The sequence below is a fragment of the Nonomuraea sp. NPDC050153 genome (genome assembly GCF_044460125.1).
Taxonomy (GTDB): domain Bacteria; phylum Actinomycetota; class Actinomycetes; order Streptosporangiales; family Streptosporangiaceae; genus Nonomuraea.
Map to the genome: position 1 here is coordinate 108,940 of NZ_JBITJQ010000004.1, position 22,968 is coordinate 131,907.

25 protein-coding genes, 1 tRNA gene and 1 riboswitch are annotated in these 22,968 nt (G+C 70.5%); of the genes, 12 read left to right on the top strand and 14 right to left on the bottom strand.

The window, feature by feature from the left end:
* Positions 1-4: 4 nt before the first annotated feature.
* Positions 5-805: an SGNH/GDSL hydrolase family protein gene (locus ACIBQ1_RS12575; RefSeq protein ID WP_397276930.1), complete on the top strand. Its 801-nt coding sequence runs from the start codon at positions 5-7 to the stop codon at positions 803-805.
* Here the strand turns inward: ACIBQ1_RS12575 and ACIBQ1_RS12580 are convergent.
* Genes ACIBQ1_RS12580 through ACIBQ1_RS12590 form a run of 3 tightly spaced genes read right to left on the bottom strand, consistent with a single transcriptional unit; the run spans position 772 to position 2,491 of the window.
* Entirely contained in the window at positions 772-981 is a 210-nt protein-coding gene (locus tag ACIBQ1_RS12580; RefSeq protein WP_397276932.1) for a hypothetical protein, read from the bottom strand. The two genes, ACIBQ1_RS12575 and ACIBQ1_RS12580, sit on opposite strands and share 34 nt — an antisense overlap.
* A gap of 3 nt (positions 982-984) precedes the next feature.
* Positions 985-1,740 (bottom strand): hypothetical protein, encoded by a 756-nt coding sequence (locus tag ACIBQ1_RS12585; RefSeq protein WP_397276933.1) that lies wholly within the window; start codon positions 1,738-1,740, stop codon positions 985-987.
* A 46-nt stretch (positions 1,741-1,786) separates the two neighbouring features.
* Complete coding sequence (locus tag ACIBQ1_RS12590) at positions 1,787-2,491, bottom strand: FadR/GntR family transcriptional regulator (RefSeq protein WP_397276935.1); 705 nt, start codon at positions 2,489-2,491, stop codon at positions 1,787-1,789.
* Between the two features lie 125 nt (positions 2,492-2,616).
* Between ACIBQ1_RS12590 and ACIBQ1_RS12595 the strand changes: the two genes are divergently transcribed.
* The 4 genes from ACIBQ1_RS12595 to ACIBQ1_RS12610 are packed head-to-tail and all read left to right on the top strand — an operon-like array spanning position 2,617 to position 6,833.
* The gene (locus ACIBQ1_RS12595; RefSeq protein WP_397276937.1) at positions 2,617-3,987 is read left to right on the top strand and encodes a glutamine synthetase family protein; all 1,371 of its coding nucleotides are present in this window, start codon (positions 2,617-2,619) and stop codon (positions 3,985-3,987) included.
* 9 nt (positions 3,988-3,996) lie between these two features.
* The gene (locus ACIBQ1_RS12600; protein ID WP_397276938.1) at positions 3,997-5,340 is read left to right on the top strand and encodes an aldehyde dehydrogenase family protein; all 1,344 of its coding nucleotides are present in this window, start codon (positions 3,997-3,999) and stop codon (positions 5,338-5,340) included.
* Between the two features lie 5 nt (positions 5,341-5,345).
* Positions 5,346-6,110 (top strand): 3-oxoacyl-ACP reductase, encoded by a 765-nt coding sequence (locus ACIBQ1_RS12605; RefSeq protein WP_397276939.1) that lies wholly within the window; start codon positions 5,346-5,348, stop codon positions 6,108-6,110.
* 33 nt (positions 6,111-6,143) lie between these two features.
* Positions 6,144-6,833 (top strand): gamma-glutamyl-gamma-aminobutyrate hydrolase family protein, encoded by a 690-nt coding sequence (locus tag ACIBQ1_RS12610; RefSeq protein WP_397276941.1) that lies wholly within the window; start codon positions 6,144-6,146, stop codon positions 6,831-6,833.
* Positions 6,834-6,853: 20 nt separating this feature from the next.
* Here ACIBQ1_RS12610 and ACIBQ1_RS12615 read toward each other — a convergent pair whose 3' ends face one another.
* Complete coding sequence (locus tag ACIBQ1_RS12615; RefSeq protein WP_397276942.1) at positions 6,854-7,684, bottom strand: hypothetical protein; 831 nt, start codon at positions 7,682-7,684, stop codon at positions 6,854-6,856.
* Positions 7,685-7,778: 94 nt separating this feature from the next.
* Positions 7,779-7,876: riboswitch (glycine riboswitch) on the top strand.
* 132 nt (positions 7,877-8,008) lie between these two features.
* Between ACIBQ1_RS12615 and gcvT the strand changes: the two genes are divergently transcribed.
* The 3 genes from gcvT to ACIBQ1_RS12630 are packed head-to-tail and all read left to right on the top strand — an operon-like array spanning position 8,009 to position 10,911.
* Complete coding sequence (gcvT, locus tag ACIBQ1_RS12620; protein ID WP_397276943.1) at positions 8,009-9,094, top strand: glycine cleavage system aminomethyltransferase GcvT; 1,086 nt, start codon at positions 8,009-8,011, stop codon at positions 9,092-9,094.
* The gene (gene gcvH, locus ACIBQ1_RS12625) at positions 9,091-9,480 is read left to right on the top strand and encodes a glycine cleavage system protein GcvH (RefSeq protein ID WP_397276944.1); all 390 of its coding nucleotides are present in this window, start codon (positions 9,091-9,093) and stop codon (positions 9,478-9,480) included. Before gcvT ends, gcvH begins: the two co-directional genes overlap by 4 nt.
* 54 nt (positions 9,481-9,534) lie before the next feature.
* A complete protein-coding gene (locus tag ACIBQ1_RS12630; protein ID WP_397276946.1) occupies positions 9,535-10,911 on the top strand; it encodes an L-serine ammonia-lyase in 1,377 nt (458 codons plus the stop codon).
* Between the two features lie 5 nt (positions 10,912-10,916).
* Here the strand turns inward: ACIBQ1_RS12630 and ACIBQ1_RS12635 are convergent, their stop codons facing one another.
* The 3 genes from ACIBQ1_RS12635 to ACIBQ1_RS12645 form a co-directional block, all read right to left on the bottom strand.
* Entirely contained in the window at positions 10,917-11,483 is a 567-nt protein-coding gene (locus ACIBQ1_RS12635) for a hypothetical protein (protein WP_397276948.1), read from the bottom strand.
* Positions 11,484-11,625: 142 nt separating this feature from the next.
* A complete protein-coding gene (locus ACIBQ1_RS12640) occupies positions 11,626-12,174 on the bottom strand; it encodes a hypothetical protein (RefSeq protein ID WP_397276949.1) in 549 nt (182 codons plus the stop codon).
* A gap of 93 nt (positions 12,175-12,267) precedes the next feature.
* On the bottom strand, positions 12,268-12,867 hold the full coding sequence (locus ACIBQ1_RS12645) for a DUF6286 domain-containing protein (protein ID WP_397276951.1): 600 nt from the start codon (positions 12,865-12,867) through the stop codon (positions 12,268-12,270).
* A gap of 137 nt (positions 12,868-13,004) precedes the next feature.
* Between ACIBQ1_RS12645 and ACIBQ1_RS12650 the strand changes: the two genes are divergently transcribed.
* The gene (locus ACIBQ1_RS12650) at positions 13,005-14,198 is read left to right on the top strand and encodes an amino acid deaminase/aldolase (protein WP_397276952.1); all 1,194 of its coding nucleotides are present in this window, start codon (positions 13,005-13,007) and stop codon (positions 14,196-14,198) included.
* 146 nt (positions 14,199-14,344) lie between these two features.
* Here ACIBQ1_RS12650 and ACIBQ1_RS12655 read toward each other — a convergent pair whose 3' ends face one another.
* A complete protein-coding gene (locus ACIBQ1_RS12655; protein WP_397276954.1) occupies positions 14,345-14,674 on the bottom strand; it encodes a DUF3618 domain-containing protein in 330 nt (109 codons plus the stop codon).
* Between the two features lie 152 nt (positions 14,675-14,826).
* Between ACIBQ1_RS12655 and bcp the strand changes: the two genes are divergently transcribed.
* Positions 14,827-15,300 (top strand): thioredoxin-dependent thiol peroxidase, encoded by a 474-nt coding sequence (gene bcp / locus ACIBQ1_RS12660; protein ID WP_397276955.1) that lies wholly within the window; start codon positions 14,827-14,829, stop codon positions 15,298-15,300.
* Between the two features lie 594 nt (positions 15,301-15,894).
* A tRNA-Leu gene (locus tag ACIBQ1_RS12665) sits at positions 15,895-15,967 on the top strand.
* A gap of 130 nt (positions 15,968-16,097) precedes the next feature.
* On the opposite strand, the gene ACIBQ1_RS12670 is transcribed toward ACIBQ1_RS12665, so the two are convergent.
* The 4 genes from ACIBQ1_RS12670 to ACIBQ1_RS12685 form a co-directional block, all read right to left on the bottom strand.
* Positions 16,098-18,587 (bottom strand): ABC transporter permease, encoded by a 2,490-nt coding sequence (locus ACIBQ1_RS12670; protein WP_397276956.1) that lies wholly within the window; start codon positions 18,585-18,587, stop codon positions 16,098-16,100.
* 4 nt (positions 18,588-18,591) lie between these two features.
* Positions 18,592-19,347 (bottom strand): ABC transporter ATP-binding protein, encoded by a 756-nt coding sequence (locus tag ACIBQ1_RS12675; RefSeq protein ID WP_397276958.1) that lies wholly within the window; start codon positions 19,345-19,347, stop codon positions 18,592-18,594.
* 91 nt (positions 19,348-19,438) lie between these two features.
* Positions 19,439-20,119 (bottom strand): response regulator transcription factor, encoded by a 681-nt coding sequence (locus ACIBQ1_RS12680; RefSeq protein WP_397276959.1) that lies wholly within the window; start codon positions 20,117-20,119, stop codon positions 19,439-19,441.
* Positions 20,120-20,132: 13 nt separating this feature from the next.
* On the bottom strand, positions 20,133-21,305 hold the full coding sequence (locus ACIBQ1_RS12685; RefSeq protein WP_397276961.1) for a sensor histidine kinase: 1,173 nt from the start codon (positions 21,303-21,305) through the stop codon (positions 20,133-20,135).
* A 175-nt stretch (positions 21,306-21,480) separates the two neighbouring features.
* Between ACIBQ1_RS12685 and ACIBQ1_RS12690 the strand changes: the two genes are divergently transcribed.
* Entirely contained in the window at positions 21,481-21,972 is a 492-nt protein-coding gene (locus ACIBQ1_RS12690; RefSeq protein ID WP_397276962.1) for a hypothetical protein, read from the top strand.
* A gap of 4 nt (positions 21,973-21,976) precedes the next feature.
* On the opposite strand, the gene ACIBQ1_RS12695 is transcribed toward ACIBQ1_RS12690, so the two are convergent.
* Together ACIBQ1_RS12695 and ACIBQ1_RS12700 are read right to left on the bottom strand one after the other, a co-directional pair.
* Entirely contained in the window at positions 21,977-22,246 is a 270-nt protein-coding gene (locus ACIBQ1_RS12695) for a hypothetical protein (protein WP_397276964.1), read from the bottom strand.
* Positions 22,243-22,902 (bottom strand): toxin glutamine deamidase domain-containing protein, encoded by a 660-nt coding sequence (locus ACIBQ1_RS12700; protein ID WP_397277661.1) that lies wholly within the window; start codon positions 22,900-22,902, stop codon positions 22,243-22,245. Before ACIBQ1_RS12700 ends, ACIBQ1_RS12695 begins: the two co-directional genes overlap by 4 nt.
* Positions 22,903-22,968 lie beyond the last annotated feature (66 nt).

Consider the following 22,968-nt stretch of genomic DNA (forward strand, 5'->3'; position numbering starts at 1 on the left):
CCTCATGACCTACGCGCGTTACGTCGCGATCGGCGACAGCCAGACCGAGGGGCTCGGAGACGGCGACGACGTCACCGGCCACCGCGGCTGGGCCGACCGCCTCGCCGAGCACCTGGCCGCCGCCAACCCGGACCTGCTCTACGCCAACCTCGCGGTCCGCGGCCGGCAGGCGGCCCAGATCCAGGCCGAGCAACTGCCCGCCGCCCTGGCGCTGCGCCCCGACCTGGTCACGGTCATGGCGGGCATGAACGACATCATCCGCCCCGGCTTCGACGCCGCCACGGTGGCGGGCGCTGTGGAGGACATGATCGTCCGGCTGACCGCCGCCGGCGTGCACGTGGTCACCATGACCTTCCCCGACATCGCCATGATCGCGCCGATGGCCCGCCCGCTCCGGCCCAGGCTGATCGACTTCAACGCCCGCGTCCGCGTGGCCGCCGCTCGCCCGGGGGTCACGCTGGTGGACACGTTTCCGCTCGACTTCACCGACGCCCGGATGTGGAGCGCCGACCGGCTGCACGCGAGCCCTGCCGGGCACGCCCGCTTCGCCGCCGGCGTCGCCCACGCCCTGGAGCTGCCCGGCAGCGACGACACGTGGACGGCGCCCCTGCCGCCGCTGCCCGCCCCGGGCGCCTGGCGCGCGGCTTCGGCGGAGATGCGCTGGCTGGCCAGCTTCGCCGGCCCGTGGATCGGCCGCCGCCTCCGCGGCCGCTCCTCCGGCGACGGCCGCACCGCCAAACGCCCGCTGCTCACGCCGGTGATCGACGGCAATCAGTCGATGTCCGGCAGATCCGGGTCGTCATAGTCGGCGTCGCCGTCATCGACCCGCCGCAGCTTGACATTGGACAGATCGAACTCCGTCAGCCCCGACCACGCCAGATGCGGCGGCAGGGCGGCCACGCCGTCGACCGGCCCGTGAAGGTCGGCCAGGGAGTCTGGGACCTTCTCTTCGAGCCCCTCATGGATCGAAGGAAGTGCCATGGCTCAAGTATGCCGACGTCCGCGCCGCGTGGAAGGGAGATCGTGACGCCCTGAGAGGAACTCCTGGAAGGCGATCTTGGCCCTGATCGCCGGCCGCCGCCACCGTTCCTCCCGGTGGATGGCCCGGGCCATCTTGCGCGGCGACCGCTTGGCGAAGAACCAGCGGGCCCACGGGGAGCCGGGGCGGGCCAGCCGTACCGCGCCCACCACCAGCATCGGCGGCACGAACAGGCCCGCCATCCCCGTCCAGATCTTGCCTTTGAGCAGGGTGACGACGGCGAGCGCCAGGTTGGCCACGATGAGCGCGGCGGGGTTGACCGGGGTGCCGTAGTCCCAGGTCAGGGGGCGCAGGCCGATCAGGAGCAGGCCGGTGACGGCGATCGCGATGAAGACCGCGTCCACCGAGGTGCGCCCCTCCTCCTCCCAGTACACGTCGTGCAGGTGCAGGATCAGCGCGAACTCGTCCAGCACGAGCGCCGACCCGATGCCGAAGACGCAGGCCGCGACGGCGTAGCCGACCTGCGAGGCGGAGGAGACGATGAGCCCGCTGACCCCGCCGACCAGCATCAGCACCACGCCGAACACGACGTGGTGGATGTGCATCTCGCCCACGTTCAGGTTGCGGAACCAGCCGACCTTCGCCCTGATCAGGCGGACGTTGATGCGTGTGGCGATGAAGGCCACGATGAGCGTGACGAAATAGCAGAACAGCGGCAGCCGTCCTGTGGCGACGATGTTGTGCTCGAACCAGTTCCCCATGACTCTAGAAAGAGATGGTACGAGGGCTCATGCACCTTCTACGCCGTCAGGCGAGGAAGGCCCGCAAAAGGGCGGCCGTGCCCTCCAGGTGCTCGGCGACCGCCCGGCGGGCCCCGTCGGGGTCGCCGGACAGGATGGCGTCCACGATGGCCCGGTGCTGGACGGCGGCGTGGTCCAGGTTGACCTGGAGCATGGGGATCGCGTTCAGCAGGTCGCTCACCCGCGAGCGGGCGTCCGCGCACGCCGTGGCGAGCAGGGGCGAGCCGGTCAGCTCGGCGATGGACAGGTGGAAGGCCGTGTCGAGGCGGCGGTAGTCCTCCAGCGGGGCCTCGTTCAGCTCCGACAGCCGGCGCAGGAGCACCGCCCGCCTCTCCTCCGCGAGGCCGGACGCGGCCAGCACCTGGGCCGCCCCGCACTCCACCGCCAGACGGAACGTGAGCGCGTCCGACAGGTCGTCGCTGCCCATCTCCGCGACGACCTGCCGCAGGTCACCCGCACCCGGTTCGGGAGGGACGTACGTGACGAAAGCCCCCCCATAGCGGCCCCTGCGCACGTCGAGGTAGCCCGCGTCCGAGAGCGCGCGGATCGCCTCGCGCAGGGTGACCCGGCTGATGCCGAGCTGCACGGCCAGCTCCCGCTCCGGCGGAAGCTTGTCGCCGGGCGGGACCACCCCGAGCTTGATCGCCTGGAGCAGCCGTTCCACGGTCTCCTCGAAGGCGTTGCCGGCCCGCACCGGGCGCAACACCGTCATCAAACGCGCCGACTCGTCCAACGTGTCCTCAGGTCTTGACAACCGATCCCGCCATACACATCAATGGTCTAAGACTAGCCCAATCAACGGGAAAGCGCTTCTGGCCAGATCGGAGCAGGGATAGAGTGAGCGAGCGATCGAGCACCGGGTTCCTTTCCGTCAGCGAGCTACGCGACGAGGTGGCGTTCGGGCGCATCGACACCGTGCTCCTCGCAATCGCCGACATGCAGGGCAGGTTGCAGGGCAAGAGGCTGTCCGCACGCTATTTCCTCGACGAGGTGCTGCACCACGGCTCCGAGGGCTGCAACTACCTGCTCGCCGTCGACGTGGACATGAACACCGTCGGCGGCTACGCCATGTCGTCCTGGGAGCGGGGCTACGGCGACTTCGTGATGAAGCCGGACCTCGCGACGTTGCGCAGGGTGCCGTGGCACGAGGGGACCGTGATGCTGATGGCGGACCTCGCCTGGGAGGGCGGCGGCGACGTGACCGCCTCGCCCCGGCAGATCCTGCGCAAGCAGCTCGCCCGCCTCGCCGAGCGGGGGCTGGCCGCGTACGTGGGCACCGAGCTGGAGTTCTGCGTCTACGAGGACGGCTACGAGGACGCCTGGAAGCGCGCCTACCGGGACATGACGCCGGCCAACCTCTACAACGTGGACTATTCGCTGCTCGGCACCGCCCGCATCGAGCCGCTGCTGAGGCGGATCAGGCGGAGCATGGAAGGCGCCGGCCTGTACGTCGAGTCCGCCAAGGGCGAATGCAACCTGGGCCAGCACGAGATCGCCTTCCGCTACGACGAGGCGCTCAGGACCTGCGACCACCACGTCATCTACAAGAACGGCGCCAAGGAGATCGCCGCCCAGGAGGGCAAGTCGATCACCTTCATGGCCAAGCCCAACCAGCGCGAGGGCAACTCCTGCCACATCCACATCTCGCTGCGCGGCGCCGACGGTGATCCGGTGATGGCGGGCGAGGGGCCGTACGGGCTCTCCCCGCTCGGCGCCCACTTCATCGCCGGGCAGCTCGCCTGCCTGCGCGAGCTCACCCTCCTGTACGCGCCCAACATCAACTCCTACAAGCGCTACGTCCCCGGCAGCTTCGCGCCCACGGCCGTCAAGTGGGGCGTGGACAACCGCACCTGCTCGCTCCGGCTGGTCGGCCACGGCCTGTCGCTGCGCGTGGAGAACCGGGTGCCGGGCGGCGACGTCAACCCGTACCTCGCGGTGTCCGCGCTGATCGCGGCCGGGCTGCACGGCATCGATCACGAGCTGCCGCTGGAGGGCGCCTTCGAGGGCAACGCCTACGACTCCGGCGCCGAGACCGTGCCCCACACGCTGCGGGACGCGCTGGCGCTGTTCGAGGGGTCGAAGCTGGCCCGCGAGACGTTCGGCGAGGACGTGGTCGAGCACTACGCGAACAACGCGCGGGTGGAGCTGGCCGCGTTCGACGCGGCGGTGACGGATTGGGAGCTGTTCCGTGGTTTCGAGCGGATGTGAAAGAAGCGCATGAAGATCGTTAATCCGGCGACGGAGGGCGTCCTCGCCGACGTCGAACTGGCCGACGCCGCCGAGGTGGACCGGGCCGTGGAGCGTGCCAGGGCCGCATACGAGACCTGGCGCCAGGTCTCGCCCGGGGACCGGGCGCGGCTGCTGCGCAGGTTCGCCGACCTGGTGGACGAGCACGGCGACGAGCTGGCGCGGCTGGAGCTGGCCAACGCCGGGCACCCGATCGGGAACGCCCGGTGGGAGGCCGGCAACGTACGCGACGTGCTGCACTTCTACGCCGGCGCCCCCGAGCGCGACCACGGCAGGCAGATCCCGGTGCCGGGCGGCGTGGACATCACCTTCCAGGAGCCGCTGGGCGTCGTCGGCGTCATCGTGCCGTGGAACTTCCCGATGGTGATCATGACCTGGGGCGTCGCCCCGGCGCTCGCGGCCGGCAACGCGGTGATCGTCAAGCCGGCCGAATGGACCCCGCTGACCGCGATGAGGCTGGCCGAGCTGGCCCTCGCCGCGGGCCTCCCCGAGGGGGTGCTCCAGGTGCTGCCTGGGGCAGGGGAGGTCGCGGGAGCCCGGCTCGTCGAGCATCCCGGTGTGGCGAAGATCGTGTTCACCGGCTCGACCGAGGTGGGCAAGGAGATCGCCGCCAAGGCGGCGCGGCAGGTCAAGCGGGTCACCCTGGAGCTGGGCGGCAAGTCCGCGAACATCGTCTTCGCCGACGCGGACCTCGACAAGGCCGCGCGGACGGCGCCGTACGCGGTCTTCGACAACTCGGGCCAGGACTGCTGCGCCCGCTCCCGCCTCCTCGTCCAGGCCGAGGTGTACGACGAGTTCATGGAGCGCCTGACGGCGGCCGTACGAGGCGTCAAGGTCGGCGACCCGCTCGACGAGGGCACCGAGATGGGCCCGCTGATCAGCGCCGAGCACCTCGACCGGGTGCGCGGGTTCGTCCAGGGCACCCCCTACCTGCAGGGGTCCTGCCCCGAGGGCAGGGGCTACTGGTTCCCGCCGACCGTGCTGACGCCGGAGCTCACCGACCCCGCCTTCACCGAGGAGATCTTCGGGCCGGTCGTGTCCGTGGTGCGCTTCGAGGACGAGGCGGAGGCCGTCCGCATCGCGAACGACACCCCGTACGGGCTGAGCGGCTCCATCTGGACCCGCGACGTCGGGCGGGCGCTCCGCGTGGCCAGGGCCGTCGAGTCGGGCGCGCTCTCGGTGAACTCGCACTCGTCGGTCCGCTACTGGACCCCCTTCGGCGGCTTCAAGCAGTCCGGTCTCGGCAGGGAACTCGGCCCTGACGCCCTGGCGGCGTTTACCGAGACCAAGAACGTCTTCATCTCCTGGGAGTGAAACAAGTGCAGCGTTTGCAGGATCGGGTGGCCGTCATCACCGGCGCGGGCAGCGGCATCGGGCTGGCCACGGCCCGCAGGTTCGCCGAGGAGGGCGCGAAGGTCGTCTGCGTGGACGTCGACGAGGAGGCGGGCGTCAAGGCCGCGAACGGGGTCGGCGGCCTCTTCGTCAAGGCCGACGTCACCGACGAGGACGACGTCGCCAGGATGTTCCAGACCGCCTTCGACACCTACGGCAGCGTCGACATCGCCTTCAACAACGCCGGCATCTCGCCGCCCGACGACGACTCGATCCTGGAGACCGGCATCGACGCCTGGCGCCGGGTCCAGGAGGTGAACCTGACCAGCGTCTACCTCTGCTGCAAGCACGCCATCCCGTACATGCGGCGGCAGGGCAAGGGCTCGATCATCAACACCGCGTCGTTCGTGGCCGTCATGGGGTCGGCGACCTCGCAGATCTCCTACACGGCGTCCAAGGGCGGCGTGCTGGCGATGTCGCGCGAGCTGGGCGTGCAGTTCGCCCGGGAGGGCATCAGGGTGAACGCGCTGTGCCCGGGGCCGGTGAACACGCCGCTGCTGCAGGAGCTGTTCGCCAAGGACCCCGAGCGGGCGCAGCGGCGGCTGGTGCACATCCCCGTGGGGCGCTTCGCCGAGGCCTCGGAGATCGCGGCGGCGGTGGCGTTCCTGGCCAGCGACGACGCGTCGTTCATCACGGGTAGTGAGTTCCTGGTGGACGGGGGCATCTCCGGCGCCTACGTCACGCCGCTCTAGCTCTTTGGTCCGGTCTGCATCTCGGGGGTCTTCGTGCAGCGTCCCGTCATCGGCATCACCTCGTACGTGGAGCCGGCGAAGTTCACGGTCTGGGACATGACCGTGGCGCTCCTGCCGTACATGTACGTGGAGCAGGTCGTCCGGGCCGGCGGGCAGCCGATCGTGCTGCCGCCGGCCGGCGAGCCCGCCCCGGTCGTGGGCCGGCTGGACGGCCTGATCCTGGCCGGTGGCGGGGACGTCGACCCGGCCAGGTACGGGCAGGAGCCAGGGGATCAAACCGGCTATATCCGCAAATTTCGTGATGAGGCCGAGTTTGGGCTGATCGCGGCCGCCCTCGACGCCGGGCTGCCGTACCTCGGCATCTGCCGCGGCCTCCAGGTGCTCAACGTCGCCCTCGGAGGCACCCTCCACCAGCATCTTCCCGACGTCGTGGGGCACACCGGCCACTCCCCCGCGCCCGGCCGGTTCGGTCCCATGCCCGTCACGCCCGTCCCCGGCAGCCGCGTGGCCAAGGCGCTGGGCACGGAGCCCGTGGCCGTCCCCCACTACCACCATCAGGCCGTCGACCGCCTCGCGCCCGGCCTCACGATCACCGCCACCGCCGACGACGGCACGATCGAGGCGGTCGAGCTCGACTCGGCCCCGTTCGCGGTGGCCGTGCAGTGGCACCCCGAGGCGGCCGAGGACGGCGCCCTCTTCGAGGCACTCGTGGCGGCCTGCTGACCTTCCAGGCCGGGGTGTCCTCACGCCACCGGTCTGAGCACGCTGTCCAGCATCACGGCTCCGGCGCCGTGCTCGGCCTCGACGCCGCGGCGCTGCTCGTCGGTGGCCGCCCAGACCAGCACGTCCACCTGGTTGCGCAGCACGTTGGACGACGCCGAGACGAGACCGCCGCCCAGCTCGGCCTCGACCTCCCGCTGGATCTCCCGCAACTCGCCCTCGGTGCGCGCCGCGCCGCTGACGCACAGCGCGCCGCCCCACACCTCGCGGATCCACGCCTCTCGGCCGGACAGGTCGCCGGTGAACTTCAGGTTGAGCACCAGCCGCAGCGGGTCGTTGGCCTCAGGCGACTCCGCGGGCTTGCCCTCCATGTAGCTCTGGTCGATCCAGGCGCCCGCGAACTCCTCGACCGCGCCGGCCCGCGACATCGCCTGCTCCATCGCCTGCTGCGTGGCCTTGGCGGGATCGACGGGCCGCCAGCCGCCGTCCGGCGCCGGGCACGGGCTGGTGAAGTCCACCTGGCGCGCGGAGGCCGCCTTCGCGGGGGCGCCGGGCGGCTCGGTGAGCGTCAGCCGGGCGCCGTCCCAGGTGCCCACGACGCGGTACTCGCCCCACTTCACGCCGCCCTGCGACTCGTGATCCACCTTGTTCCAGTCCCAGCCGACGACGTCCGGACCGCCGCACTGCGGTGGCAGCGACTCCATGATCATCGTGCACAGCTGCGGCCCGTGGCCACCGCCTTCGAGCACCGTCAGGCTGGCCTCGTACCGGGGCGGGGCCGCCGCCTCCGATGCGCCGCAGCCCGCCAGGGCCAGGGTCGCCAGCAGGCCGAAGGCCGCCGTTCGCCGATTCATATCCCTTCGACGTCGGTGACCCCCGGAGTGGTTCATGAGTCCTCAGAACGCGACAACAACCCCATCCCGGCACTAGGCTGACGGACATCACCGGTGAAACCGTGCGGGAGAGCGCCCTGACAGCCGGTCAGGGTCCCTGAAGGAGCAAGCCCTCCCCGCAAACCTCTCAAGGCAAAGGACCGCGCGGCCTATGGTGACCTCTGGAAAGCAGGCCCACAGGGCCTCGCCGAAGGTGAAAGTCCGGCAAAACTCGGGCGAAGCTCTCAGGCATCGATGACAGAGGGGGAGGATGCTGGCATCCAATCCTGTCCAGAGGTGCGACATATGTCCCGACCTACACCGCTACGAGACGTTCACCAGAGCCTCGGCGCCACGCTCACCGACTTCGCCGGGTGGCTCATGCCCCTCCGGTACGGGAGCGAGTCCGCGGAGCACAACGCCGTTCGCCAGGCGGCCGGGCTGTTCGACCTCTCCCACATGGGCGAAATCTTCCTGACCGGGCCGCAGGCCGGGCAGGCGCTCGACTACGCGCTGGTCGGCCACCTGTCGGCGCTGGCGACCGGACGGGCCAGATACACCATGATCGTCAACCAGCAGGGTGGCGTGCTCGACGACCTCATCGTCTACCGGCTGGACGACGACGAGTTCATGGTCGTGGCAAACGCGTCAAACTACGAAAAAGTCGCAAAAGAGCTGACAGAGCGGTCGAAGGCGTACGACGTGCTGGTCGAGGACCGGTCGGACCAGTACGCGCTGATCGCCGTACAGGGGCCCCGGGCTCAGGAGATCCTCGCCACGCTCACCGACGCCGACCTCGACGGGCTCAAGTACTACGCGGGCCTGCCCGAGCTGGTCGACGGGCGGCAGGCGCTGATCGCCCGTACCGGCTACACCGGAGAGGACGGGTTCGAGCTGTTCGTCGCCAACCAGGACGCCGTGCCGCTCTGGCACGCGCTCATGGCGGCGGGCGAGCCGTACGGCCTCAAGCCCGCCGGCCTGTCCAGCCGCGACACCCTCAGACTCGAGGCCGGCATGCCGCTGTACGGCAACGAACTGAGCGCCGAACTGACCCCGTTCGACGCGGGGCTGGGCAGAGTGGTGAAATTCGACAAGCCGGGCGACTTCGTCGGCAGGTCGGCGCTCGAGGCGGTCAAGGACGACGCGCCGCGGCGCCGGCTCGTCGGCCTGGTCGCGCGGGGACGCCGGGTGCCGCGTCACGGCTACCCGGTCACCAAAGACGGCGCCGTCGTCGGCGAGGTCACCAGCGGTGCGCCCTCCCAGACCCTGGGCAAGCCCATCGCGATGGCCTACGTGGACACCGGCGTCGAGTCAGGCCTGGCCGTGGACATCCGGGGCAGCCATGAACCTATGGACCTGGTAGAGCTGCCCTTCTACAGGAGGAACAAGTGAGCAACATCCCTGACGACCTGAGCTACACCAAGGAGCACGAGTGGGTGGCCGGCCTCGACGACGGCCTCACCGTGACCATCGGCGTCACGGCCTTCGCCGCCGAGTCCCTTGGTGACGTCGTCTACGTGCAGCTCCCCGACGTCGGGTCGAACGTCGAGCCGGGCGACTCCGTCGGCGAGGTGGAGTCGACCAAGTCGGTGAACGAGATCTACACCCCCGTCGGCGGCGAGATCGTCGAGGTGAACCAGGCCGTGGTCGACGACCCGAGCCTGGTCAACAGTGACCCGTATGGAGAGGGCTGGATGTTCCGGGTGCGCGTCGAGGGCGACGCCGGGGACGTGCTCTCCGCCGAGGAGTACACGGCGTTCACCTCAGGCGATTCCTGACCTGTTTGCCGGGGCTCTGCGCGGGCCCCGGCCCCAGCATGAAAGGCGCCATCAATGGCGATCAGCGTCTTCGACCTTTTCAAAATCGGCATCGGCCCGTCGAGCTCCCACACGGGAGGCCCGATGGCGGCCGCGCACAAGTTCGCCCGCGGGCTGCACGACGACGGTCTGCTCTCCCAGGTCGCGCGGGTCGAGGCCATCCTGTACGGCTCGCTCGGCCTGACCGGCAAGGGCCACGGCAGCGACAAGGCGGTCCTGCTCGGCCTGTCCGGCGAGAAGCCCGAGCTGGTCGACGTCGACTCCATCGACGGCCGCCTGGCCGAGATGCGCGAGTCGGGCACGGTCAAGCTGTACGGGACGCACGAGATCCCCTTCGTCGTGGGCGAGCACCTCGTCTTCGAGCGCAAGATCTCGCTGCCCGAGCACCCGAACGGCATGCGCTTCACCGCGTACGACGCCGACGGCGAGAAGCTGAGGGAGAAGGTCTACTTCTCGGTCGGCGGCGGCTTCGTCGTGGACGAGAAGGCCACCGGCGCCGATCGCATCAAGCCGGACGACACGATCCTGCCCTTCCCCTTCACCACGGGCGAGGAGCTGCTCAAGCACTGCTCGAACACGGGTCTGTCGATCTCCGCGCTGATGCTGGAGAACGAGAAGGCGTTCGGCCGCACCGAGGAGGAGATCCGCTCGGGCCTGCTGCGGCTGTGGACGGTCATGTCGGAGTGCGTGCGCCGCGGCATCGCCAAGGAGGGCGTCCTGCCCGGCGGCCTCAAGGTCAAGCGCCGCGCCAACCAGCTCCACCGCCGCCTGCAGTCGGAGTCGCCAGAGAAGGACCCGTTGCAGGCCATGGACTGGGTGGCGCTGTTCGCACTGGCGGTCAACGAGGAGAACGCCGCCGGCGGCCGCATCGTCACCGCCCCCACCAACGGCGCCGCGGGCATCATCCCGGCCGTCCTGACGTACTACACCCGATTCGTCCCGCACGCGGACGAGGAGGGCGTGGTCCGCTTCCTGCTGACGGCGGGCGCGATCGGCGTGCTGTTCAAGGAGAACGCCTCGATCTCCGGCGCCGAGGTGGGCTGCCAGGGCGAGGTCGGCTCCGCCTGCTCGATGGCCTCGGCCGGCCTCACGGAGGCCCTCGGGGGCACGCCCGAGCAGGTCGAGAACGCAGCCGAGATCGGCATCGAGCACAACCTGGGGCTGACCTGCGACCCGATCGGCGGCCTGGTCCAGATCCCGTGCATCGAGCGGAACGCGGTCGCCTCCAACAAGGCCATCACGGCCGCCCGGATCGCCCTGCGCGGCGACGGCCGCCACTTCGTGCCGCTGGATCGTGCCATCAAGACGATGCGGGACACCGGGCGGGACATGCTCGACAAGTACAAGGAGACCTCGCGCGGCGGCCTGGCCGTCAACGTGATCGAGTGCTGACCGGGTCAGGACGGCCTGGCGCAGGTCACGAACGGAACAACCTGGAACTGCGTGCTGCCAGCGGTCAGGAACTGAAGTCGCCATCCGTCATTCGCGGCGGTCGGAGCATCTATGATCTCGTCGATGTTGGTGTTCGGCGGGAAGTTGCCGGTGATGAGATACCCGCCGCCCAGCGCCACTTTGCCGGCGGGGCACATGACGACGATCTCGTTCGACAGGCCCACGGGGAGCGTTTGAGGCTGCCCCGTGACTTTCTCATAATCCCTGAGCGCATTCGCCGGCGACGTCGTCTGCTGCGCACTCTGTGTGCAGTTGATGGTCTGGTTGTTGCCCACCCGGTTGCGGTCGCCATCGGTGCTGTTGGTGTTCTGTGCCGTGGGAATGCACAGCACCGAGGGTGCCACGCTCACGTTCGGGAGCAGGTCCGAGAGCACTTTCGGGTTCGGTACGACATTGTCGACGAAGTCTATGACCGGCTGGCCGTCGGCCAGCGCCGGGGACGAAATGCCGCCGGCAACGGCAGCACCGGCCGAAAAGGCGAGAGCCACCGCGAGTTTTCCTATTCCGGTCATTCGAATCTCCTTTTTTAGCGCGCCCGCACCGACAGGATGAAAGGTAGTCTCCGCTGATTACCGGCCACCCCGATCGACACGCGGCCGGAGGTCATTGGCGAATGTTTTATGTGGAACGCCGCCGGGAATATCCGCCCGCATTTCAGCGGCGGACGTGCAGGCGGACGACGGTGCTCGCGTCGTCGTCGATGATCTCGCGGCGGATCCTGCCGACGATGTCATGGTCCAGTTTGCTCACCACCGCGCCCACGTCCGCGGTGGACGGGCACGTCAGGGTGAGGTGCAGGCCGTTCTCGGCGACCCGCACCGCCGAGCGGCCCAGCCCTTCCACGCCCTTCAGCCCGACGAAGAGCATCGCGGTGCCCGTGCCGTTGTGGGCACCGCGGCGGCCCCAGCCGAGGCTGAGCAGGAGCCAGCGCAGCGAGACCAGGGTCAGGAGCAAGAAGCTCAGGGCCAGCACCCACAGGGGCCAGGGCTCGTCGGCGAGCACCCGGCGGGTCGGGGCCGGGAGGATCCTGGTGGCGGCAGGCAGGTCGAAGAAGCGGCCGTGACCGCGGAGCCAGGCGTACGCGCCCAGGCCCAGCAGCGTGCCGCCCACGATGGCCAGCCCGACGCGGTTGCCCGCATACTGCCGGATCGAGGCCCCCTTGGCGCGGGAGGGCGCCCGCTGCGTCTCGGTGCGTTCGGGCATCACGCCGCCTCTCCGGGCATCCGGCCCGTGTCGGTGCGCTCAGGCATCACGCCGCCTCTCCACGCGTCCGGCCCGTGTCGGTGCGTTCGGGCATCAGGCTCCCTTTCTGCGCAGCCGGACCACGACCTCGCCCGTGCCCAGCGTGCCCACGCCGGCCAGGCGGTCCCCCACCGCCACGCCGACCTGCCTGAGCATCGTGCCGGAGCTCTCCGTGCCCGTCATGACCGTGACCTCGATGGTCCTCCTGCGCAGCCGTACCCGGGCCCGGTCCACCCCCGACACCTTCTGGGCGGCCGCGCGGAGCGTGCGGCGCAGGCCCGAGCGGGTGATGCCGATGACGATCCGCGGGTCGGACGTCTCCACCGGCACCAGCCTCGACTGGCCGGGCACGATCGCCAGCAGCAGCATCGCCGTGCCCGCGCCGGCCGCGGCCACCGCGGCGGTGGACAGCTCGGGCCAGGTGGTCTTGCCCGCGAACTCGACCAGTTCGTTGACCGGGACCCAGCCGAGCGGGTGGCCCAGCAGCCCCGACACGATCTCGGCCGCCGTCGCCCCCAGCCCGGTGGCCAGTGTGAGCGCGACGAGGGCTCCAGGGAGGGTTCGCGCCGGCCTGAGCGCCCTGCTCGCCCGGCGCAGCCCGGTGTGCCGCGCGGGGACGGCGGCACCGGGGACTATCTGCTGAAGCGTGGTCATCACAACGACACACGTACACGGGTCCCGCGCGGCCGGAACCGCGCCCCCGCCGCCCGTTTGCCCGAACATTACGGGGGCGGGCAACAAGGTGAACAACACTCATATTCATTTGCCGGATATGCCGTTACGCTGCACATATGGACGACCGCCAGCGCTACGACCGCGCCACAGCGGTCCTGGAGCCGCCGTTCGCCATCCTGGACCTGGCTGCCATGCGGGCCAACGCGGCGGACCTCGTACGGAGGGCGGCGGGCAAGCCGATCCGGGTGGCCAGCAAGTCGGTCCGCAGCCGTCCCGTGCTCGAACGCATCCTGGCCATGGACGGCTTCCAGGGCATCATGGCCTTCACGCTCCCCGAGGCGCTGTGGCTGGCCTCCCACGGGTTCACGGACATCCTGGTGGCGTACCCGACGGCCGACCGGCACGCGCTGGCCGAGCTGGCCGGGGACGAGAACGCGGCCAGGCACATCACCGTGACCATCGACTCGACCGCCCACCTGGACTTCGCCGAGGCGGCCATGGCCGAGGTCAGCTCCAGGGCCGAGATCCGGACATGTATCGACATCGACGCCGGATATATCGCCTTTGGCGGGAAATTTCGGGCAGGGGTGCTCCGCTCACCGATCCGCGAGCCCGAAGAGGCCGCCGAGCTGGCCGCGGCCATCGCCAAGCGCCCCGGGTTCCGGGTGACCGGGCTGATGGCGTACGAGGCCCAGATCGCCGGGGTCGGCGACGCCCCACCCGCGAACGCCGCCTACACCCGCGCCGTCCGCATCATGCAGGCCCGCTCCGCCAGGGACCTCATCGTCAGGCGCGGTCGCATCGTGAACGCCGTCCGCCAGGTCACCGACCTGGAGTTCGTCAACGGCGGCGGCACCGGATCCGTCGAGCGCACCGTACGCGAGAAGGCCGTCACCGAGGTGGCGGCCGGATCCGGCTTCTTCCACCCGAGACTGTTCGACTTCTACCGCCGCTTCACCGGGCACCCGGCCGCGCTCTTCGCCCTGCCGGTGGTGCGCCGCCCGAGCGTGGACACCGTGACCGTGCTCGGCGGCGGCTACCTGGCCTCGGGCACGCCGGGCCCGAGCCGCCTGCCCCAGCCGTACCTGCCGGCCGGGCTGCACTACGCCCGGGACGAAGGGGCGGGCGAGGTGCAGACCCCGCTGCTCGGCCAGGCGGCCCAGGACCTGCGGATCGGGGACCGGGTGTGGTTCAGGCACGCCAAGGCGGGCGAGATGTGCGAGCGCTTCGACGCGCTCCACCTCATCGACGGCGACACGCTCGTGGAGTCGGTGCCCACCTACCGGGGCGAGGGCCGGACCTTCCTCTGAGCGCCCCGACCGACTGCGTCCCGACCGACTGCATCCCGAGCGACTGCATCCCGAGCGACTGAGCGCCGACCGGCCGCGTCCCGACCTGCTGAGCGCCGACCGGCCGCGCACGGACGGACCGAGCGCCCCAGCGGGCCCGCCGCAGGTCAGCGGCGCTTGCGGCGGCGCCAGAGCACGATGGCCGCACCCACGACCAGCACCGCGCCGATCCCGATGAGCACCGGCGCCAGGTCGGGCCGCTCCTCTTCCCACATCTGGTCGGGATGCTCGCCGGCTTCGACCGGCCGCGGCGCCACCCCCAGCGCGTCGCCCACGGACGACACGAAGTGCGTGGCCCTGCTCTTGACGTCGGCCACCGTGCGCTCGGCGACCCGCTTGGGGCTCACCCGGTCGGCTATGGCGTCGACCGTCTGCGCCAACTCCGCGCGCGTCTGCGCGATCCGCCGCTCCAGCTCGTCCGGATCGGTGTCAGCCATGGCTCTCCTCTCGGCCTCACGCGTGGCCGCGCCCGCTCCGCGTGCCGTGCGAGCTCCATCGTTCTTGGTGGTGATCAGTCTGTCAGGTCGGCACGCCGTACGGCACGGCGGCCAGGCCGGTAGGTTGGCGGGAAGGAACTCAGGAGGGCCCATTGACCGAAACCAAGCTCGCGCCCGGCGACGCCGCGCCCGAGTTCACGCTACCCGCCGCCGACGGCGAGACCGTCTCTCTTGACGCCTACCGCGGTAAGCGGGTGATCCTCTACTTCTACCCTGCCGCGATGACACCCGGGTGCACCAAGCAGGCCTGCGACTTCCGCGACAACCTCGGCCAGTTGACGGCCGAGGGTTTCGTCGTACTTGGCGTGTCTAAGGACAAACCGGAAAAACTTGTCAAATTCGCCGAACGCGACACCCTGAACTTCCCCTTGCTGTCCGACCCCGACCTGACCGTGCATCAGGCCTACGGCGCGTACGGCACGAAGAAGCTGTACGGCAAGGAGGTCGTGGGGGTCATCCGCTCGACGTTCGTCATCGACGCCGACGGAAAGGTGGAGCAGGCGCTCTACAACGTGAAGGCCACGGGTCACGTGGCCGGGCTCAAGAAGAAGCTGGGCCTGAGCTGACCACCACCCGCGGGCCCTCCAGCGAGGGCCCAGTTCCGCAGTAAATGCGGCGATTGCCTGGATATGACATTTCTTTTGGGTCGCCAAAGAATGTCAGTCGCGTTTTCTAGGCTTGCGCCGTGGCAGCTTATATCAAGTATTCCCACGAGTTGCTCGCGGAGGCGGCGGCCAAGTCCCGCAGTGTCGCCGATGTGCTCCGGCATCTCGGCATCAAGTGGGCGGGCGGCAGCCATGCCCACATCAGCAGGCGACTGAGGCACTTCGGCATCGATACGTCCCACTTCGTCGGACAAGCTCACGGGAAGGGGCGGAGCTCCCCTGCCCGCCGCCCCTATCAGCAGGTTCTCGTGCTTCGCCCGCCCGGCTCCATCCGCGAGAAGGCACCCGCGCTTCGCCGAGCATTGCGTGAAGCCGGGGTCTCGTACGCGTGCGCAAGCTGTAGAATCGGGGATACGTGGCAGGGAAGGCCGCTGACGCTCCACGTTGACCATGTCAACGGCGATTGGCTCGACAATCGAAGGGAGAATCTTCGCTTCCTGTGCCCGAATTGCCATTCTCAGACTGGGAACTATGCGGGAAGGGGAAAGGCAAAAAGGGGTCGTAGCCCAATGGCAGAGGCGCAGTCTTTAGGTGGCTGTTAGTGTGGGTTCGAATCCCACCGGCCCTACGAATGTGATGTCTCGCTACCTCGAAAACCCTCGAACCCACGGGCTCGAGGGTTTTCTCATGTTCTGGAGCCGGCAGTCGCGAATGGTCGAGCCGCCCGGGCACGAGGCCAGGGCTCTCGATCGGCGAGGTCAGCCGGCTGCCAGGGAGCCGACGATCGAGGCCCGGGCCGCGCGCCGCGCCGGGAGCACGGCGGCCAGCATGCCGGCCGCTCCCGACAGCAGCACGAACAGCGCGATCTGCCCCGTGGGCACCGACAGGACGGCCCCGTCCAGCATCGCCATGATCGCGGCCCAGCCGAAGACGCCGCCGAGCACCACCCCCACCAACGCCCCGATCAGCCCCAGCACCAGCGCCTCGACGGACAACATCCGGCGCAGCTGCGGCCGGGTCAGGCCCAGGGCGCGCAGCAGCGCCGACTCCCTGGTGCGCTCGTGGACCGACAGGGAGAGCGTGTTGGCGATGCCCAGGAGCGAGATCAGGATCGCCAGCCCCAGCAGCCCGGTGATGATCATGAGCAGCATGTCCAGCGTCTCGTCGAACTGGCCGCGTACCTCCGTCGAGCTCGACACCTGCACGGTCGGGTAGGCCGCGACGGCGGCGTCCACCACCTTGCGGGCCCGCTCGGGCGGCACGCCGTCCTTGATGTTGATCAGGACGCGGGAGTCGGGCAGGGCGCCGAAGTACGTGTCGAACGCCGCCTCCGCGACCGTGACCGACGGCAGCGACGACTGGGCCCCGTCGAGCAGCGCCACCACCTTCAGCGAGACGACCCCGGCCTCCCCGGTCTTCAGCGGGACCGGGTCGCCGAGCCGCACTCCCAGCTCCTTGGCCACGTTGTCGGCCACCGCCGCCTGCCCGGGGCCGAAGCCCTTCAGAGAGCCGGCGGTCACGGATGGGTCGATCGCCCCGCTGAACGTGCCGACGTCGAGCCGCCGGCCCGAGACCTCGGCCCTGGTGGTGCGCAGCTGCGCCACGGAGGCCAGCTCCGGCCTGCCGCGCAGCTCCGTGGCCACGGACCGTGGGATGACCGGGTCGCGCTGCTGGCCGGCCAGCATGTAGTCGATCGGGAACTGGTCGTCCAGCTTGGCCGTCAGCGTCAGCCTGGTGGACGCGGTCACCACCGAGATCAGCGTCATGAGCGTCACGCCGATCGTCAGCGCGATCGTCGTGGTCGCGGCCCGCTTGGGGTTGCGCCCCGAGTTGTCCACCGCGAGCCGTCCCGGCACCCCGAACAGCCTGCCGGGGAGCCAGCCGACCAGCGTGCTCAGCGGCTTGATCAGCAGCGGGCCCAGGATCAGCGTGGCCAGGAACGTCAGCGCGCCCCCGGCCATGACGACGAAGAGCGAGACCTGCTGGCCGGGCGTGAGCGCGAAGACTCCGACGGCCGTCGTGCCGAGGCCCGCCACCAGGAAGAGCGCGGCGAAGATGCCGCGTACGCCCCCCGCGCGGAACGTCTGCTCCTCGACCTGGCTGCGCAGCGCCGCGATCGGCGCCACCCGGGTGGCCGACCTGGCGGGCAGCAGCGCCGCGCCCAGCGTGACGGCCAGGCCGACGGCCAGGCCGATCCCGATCGTGGCGGGGCTGAGGGCGACGGCCGCGTCCGTGGGCATCGGGGCGTCGAACGTGGCCAGGAGCGTCAGCGTGAGCGAGGCCAGGCCGTACCCGATGACCAGGCCGAGCGCGGAGGCGATCAGTCCCACCACCGCGGACTCCAGCACGATCGAGCCGAACACCTGCCCGCGCGTGGCCCCGATGCACCGCAGCAGCGCCATCTCTCTGGTGCGCTGCGCGACGAGGATGTTGAAGGTGTTGTAGATGACCAGCGCGGCCACCATCATCGCCACGACGCCGAACATCAGCAGGCCCAGCGTGAACATCCGGGTCTCCACGCCGGCCGCCCTGGCCAGGTCGTCGGCCAGCTCGCCGCCGGTCTTGACCACGTACGCGCCGCCGACGGCCGCCGCCACGGCCTGCTCCAGCCCGGGAGCCGTGCCCGCGACGTCGATCTCGCGGTAGCCCTGCGCGCCGGTCATCCGCTGTGCGGTGGCGGAGGTGAAGCCGACCGCGCCGGTGTAAGAGAGCTCCTGGTCCACGCCGGGGTCGAGCAGGCCGACGAGCTTGAACTGGTGCCTGCGCTCCTTGGCGTCGAGCACGGTGATCGTGTCGCCGACCGTGAAGCCCTGGGCCTTGGCGGTGTTCTTGTCCAGCACGGCGGCCTGGTCGTCGGTGCCCGGGCCGGTGCCCGAGACGATGTCGGTGCGGTCGAGCGGCCCCCGGATGACGGACAGGGCCGTGGTGGGGGCGTTCCCGACGGCCTTGCCGTCCTTGCCGAGCACGGGGGCGGCGGCGCGGATCAGGCCCTGGGCCTCGGTCACGCCGTCCAGGGCGCGCACCTGCTCCAGGACCCGCTCCGGCAGCACCGCGTCGGGGTCCTTGGGCAGCACGGCCACGTCCACCTTGCCGGCGTCGGCCGTGACGCGCTGCGCGAACCCGGCCTGCACGGTGTCGTTCAGCACGAACGTGCCCGCGATGAACCCCACCCCCAGCGTGATCGCCAGCGAGGTGAGCAGCAGCCTGAGCTTGTGCGCGCGCAGCCCGGCCAGTGCCGTCTTCAGCACGTCGTCACGCCCTTTCCAGTTGCACGAGGGTGTCCAGCACGGACTGCGGCGTGGGCGCGGCGAGCTCGCTGACCAGCTCGCCGTCGCGCAGGAACACCACGCGGTCGGCGTACGAGGCGGCCACCGGGTCGTGCGTGACCATGACGATGGTCTGGCCCAGCTCGCGTACGGAAGTACGCAGGAAGGACAGGACCTCGGCGCCGCTGCGGGAGTCCAGGTTCCCCGTGGGCTCGTCGGCGAAGATCACCTGGGGCTTGCTGATCAGTGCCCTGGCCACGGCCACGCGCTGCTGCTGGCCGCCGGAGAGCTGGTTCGGCCGGTGGGAGAGCCGGTCCTTCAGCCCGACGGTCTCGATCACCCGGTCGAACAGCGCCTGGTCCGCCTGGCGGGCGGCGATGTCCAGCGGCAGGCGGATGTTCTGCTCGGCGGTGAGCGTGGGCAGCAGGTTGAAGGCCTGGAAGACGAACCCGATCCGGTCGCGGCGCAGCAGCGTGAGCTGCCGGTCGTCCAGCCCGGTCAGCTCCACGTCGCCGATGTGCACGGCGCCCGAGGTGGCGGTGTCGAGCCCGGCCAGGCAGTGCATCAGCGTGGACTTGCCGGAGCCCGACGGGCCCATGATGGCGGTGAAGGCCCCGGTGGCGAAGGACACGTTCACCGCGCGGAGGGCGTGCACCCGGGCGTCGCCCTCGCCGTACACCTTGGTCAGATCTCTGGCCACCACCGCGGGCGGGGCCTGGCGCCGGGTATCGGTGAGCGTCACTTTTACTCCTTGTCGCGGTTTTTCAACGCGAACCACGCTAGGAGCGGAAAGTTCAGGATCTATGGGACCTGTGGATGGACTTCGTGTAGGACTACAGATGACCCCGGTCAGACTTCCGGCCGATGACTTCCGGTCGATGCGACGGCACGATCAGCCCGGCCTCGTACGCGTAGACCACGACCTGGGCCCGGTCCCGCAGCCCCAGCTTGGCCAGCACCCGCCCCAGGTGCGTCTTCACCGTCGCCTCCGCCACCTGCAGGCGGCCGGCGATCTCCATGTTGGACAGGCCACGGGCCACCATGAGCAGCACCTCGCGCTCGCGCGGCGTCAGCTCGGCCGTCGCCACCGGCTCGTCCGTCGGGAGCTGCGCGGCGAACCTGTCCAGCATCCGCCGCAACGTGCTCGGCGAGACCACCGAGTCGCCCGCGTGCACGATCTTGATCGCGTCGACCAGGTCGTCCGGCGGCACGTCCTTCAGCAGGAACCCGGCGGCGCCCGCCTTGACCGCGGCGAACGCGTACTCGTCGAGGTCGAACGTGGTCAGGATCAGCACCTTCGGGCCCTGGATGCGGCCGGTGGCCTCGACGCCGTCCATGACCGGCATGCGCACGTCCATGAGCACGACGTCCACCTCGGTGGTCTCGAGCAGCTCCAGCGCCGCGGCCCCGTCGCCCGCCTCGGCCACCACCTCGATGTCCGGCTGGGCCGCGAGCACCATCCTGAACCCGGCGCGCAGCAGCTCCTGATCGTCGACCAGCATCACGCGAATCATCCGCCCACCTCCGCTACGCCGCCTTGACCATGGGCAACCTCGCCAGCACCTCGAACCCGCCACCCTGCCTGGGCTCCGCCGACACCGCGCCGCCGTACATGCCGACCCGCTCGCGCATGCCGATCAGGCCGTGGCCGTCGGCGCTCCGGGGGGCCGCCGCGCCCCTGCCGTCGTCGGTCACGCGTACGACGAGCTCGGGGCCGCCGTAGTCGATCTCCACGAGCGCCTGGACGCCCGGGCCGCCGTGCTTGAGCGCGTTCGTGAGGGCCTCCTGGACGATGCGGTAGACGGCGAGCTGCTGGCCCTCGGGCAGCTCGACGGGCACGCCGCCGACCTGGAGCCGCGTGGGCACGGCCGAGCCGCGCACCAGGTCCTCCAGCTGGCCGAGCCCCGGCTGCGGGGTGTAGTCGGTGCTCGTCCGCTCGTCCTCGCGCAGGACGCCGACCAGCCTGCGCATCTCGGCCAGCGCGGCGCGCCCGGTCTTGGAGATGGCTCTGACGGCCTCGCGGGCCTGCTCGGGGTCGCTGTCGAGGGCGAAGCCCGCGCCGTCGGCCTGGACCACCATCACGCTGACGTTGTGCGCCACGACGTCGTGCAGCTCTCTGGCGATCCTGGCGCGCTCGGCCGCGGCGGCCATCCTGGCCTGCTGGTCACGCTCGCGTTCGGCCCGTTCCGCGCGCTCCTCCAGCCCTTCCAGGTAGCGCCTGCGCGTGTTGGCGTACAGGCCGGTCAGCCAGATCGTCACCACGAAGATCGAGCCGCTGAAGAACATCCCCAACGTGGGCGTGTCCCACCTGGCCAGCGCCATGAACACGCCCAGCTCCGTCACCAGGCCCGCGGCCAGCGCCCAGCGGAACGAGCGACCGTACGCCACCGCCCAGAGCGCGATCAGCACGGCGAGGTTGGCGGCCAGCGGGCTGACGCCGGCCAGCCACTGCCCGAAGCTGATCAGCGCGATCACGGCGAACGCGGCGATCGGGCGGTCGCGCCAGAGCAGCGGCAGCAGCAGCACCGCCGACAGGGCCAGGTATCCGGCCACGCCGAGGTGGGGGCCGGCGTCCACGGTCGAGGGCATGGCCGCGTACGGGAATGCCAGGATCACGCACAGCGCGGCCAGCGGCGCGACCCGCAGCACGCTCGCCAGCTTCTCGTGGCGTCTCGACCACGCCCGTACCTTGCCGAACACACCATCACGATATGTACCTCCGTCTGACCGTGGTTCCGCCTGGAGGTGGAAGTGTGCCTACGACCCAGGTCTTACGTCGCAGGGGCAGACCTGGGTCTTACGCCGGTCTTACGGTGGCTTGGGCATTCTTGTCGTTGGGAGCGCCCCTCCAGTGGGCGAGTAAAGGGAGATCGTGATGGCGGATCATGATCGCGACGCCGGGTCGCGCGGTGAAGAGGAAGCACCGCGCGACCCGACCCCTGCGGACGAGCTTCACGAGCCTGAGGAGCGGAGCAGGCTGAGGTACGGCGAGGCCCCTCCGGGCCCCGGCTTCACCATGCCCCTGGCGCCGCCTCCTCGTCCCGGCTCCTACCGGGAGTTCTTCCGGCAGAAGCAGGCTCAGGTCCTCGGCGCCGGTCTCATCGGCCTCGTGCTCGGCGCCGTGCTGGGTGGCACCGCCGTGGCCATGGCCGGCGATTTCTCGCATCGGGACGAGATGCACCGCGGGGTGTACTGGGAGGAGCTGGGCTGGGCGCCCAAGCGCTTCCAGGTGCCCGATCGCCTCGGTCCCGCCTGTGAGCGAGGGCCTGACGGCGTCCAGTGCGGTTATGTGCTGCCGGAGCCCCGATCGGGCGATGTGGCCCCGGCACCGTCGGCGCCGATCCCTCTTCCCACCAGCAGCGGCTAGCCTCTCAGCGGGGCGTGCGGCCGGGCCAGAGGTCGGCGACGGCCTCAGGGTCGAGGAGCGGCCGGGCCACCACCTCGCCCGTGGCACGGTCGATCACGATGCACCCGCCCCCGATCGTCTCCGGCAGCGTGGCCGGGTCGTCGGGTTCGAGGTCGCGCACCCACGCCACATATCCGTCGCGGAACCCGTGCACCCCCACCGGCAGCGTCTCGCCGGGCGCCAGCACGCCGTTGAAGTACTCCTCGGCCAGCGCCCGAGCCTGGTCCAGGTTCATCGCGGCCTGCCCTGCCGATCGAGCACCACGCAGAACACCCCGGTCACCGTCGTGTACGCCGGTTCGACGGACATGTGCCCCCTCTGAGCGTCGATCCAGATCACCTCGCCGTCGGAGTTGACCGCGTTCCAGGCGTGGGAGCCGCCTCCGGGCCAGCGCACCACGAGAACGGCCCCGGCCCCGTGCCCGGCGTCCCGCAGCCGCCGCGTGATCACCGGATAGGCGTGCCGGCCCTGCCCGGCGTACTGGAAGCGCTGCCCGACCCACCGCTCGATCCTGGACAGGCTCCCCTGCTCTCCGGTCAGCAGGGGCCGGCCGATCCGGTCGTACTCCGGGAATCTGGGCGCGGCCGTGGCGGGCTCGCCGTGCCAGGTCGACAGCACGGCCAGCGCGCAGTCGGCGGCGTTGGAGGCCCGGAACGGGTCGTCGGCGGGCCCGCCGCCGTTGATCAGCCGCACCCAGGTGCCGCGCGGGTCGGGGAAGCGGTCCCCGGGCCGCAGCGCCTCGGCGAGGTCCCGCTCCACCTGCGGGTCCGGCTGGGCGAGCCCACCCGGCATCCCGTACGGTCTGGAGTCGACGAGCCTGGCCGGCCGCCGCGTCCGCTCGAACCAGTCACCCTCCTCGACGTCGAGGAGGTCACCCGGCGTGTCCGACATGTCGGGCACGCGAGGACCCTCGGACCGGGGATCGCGGTCAAGCCAGGGATCGCGGCCGGATCGAGG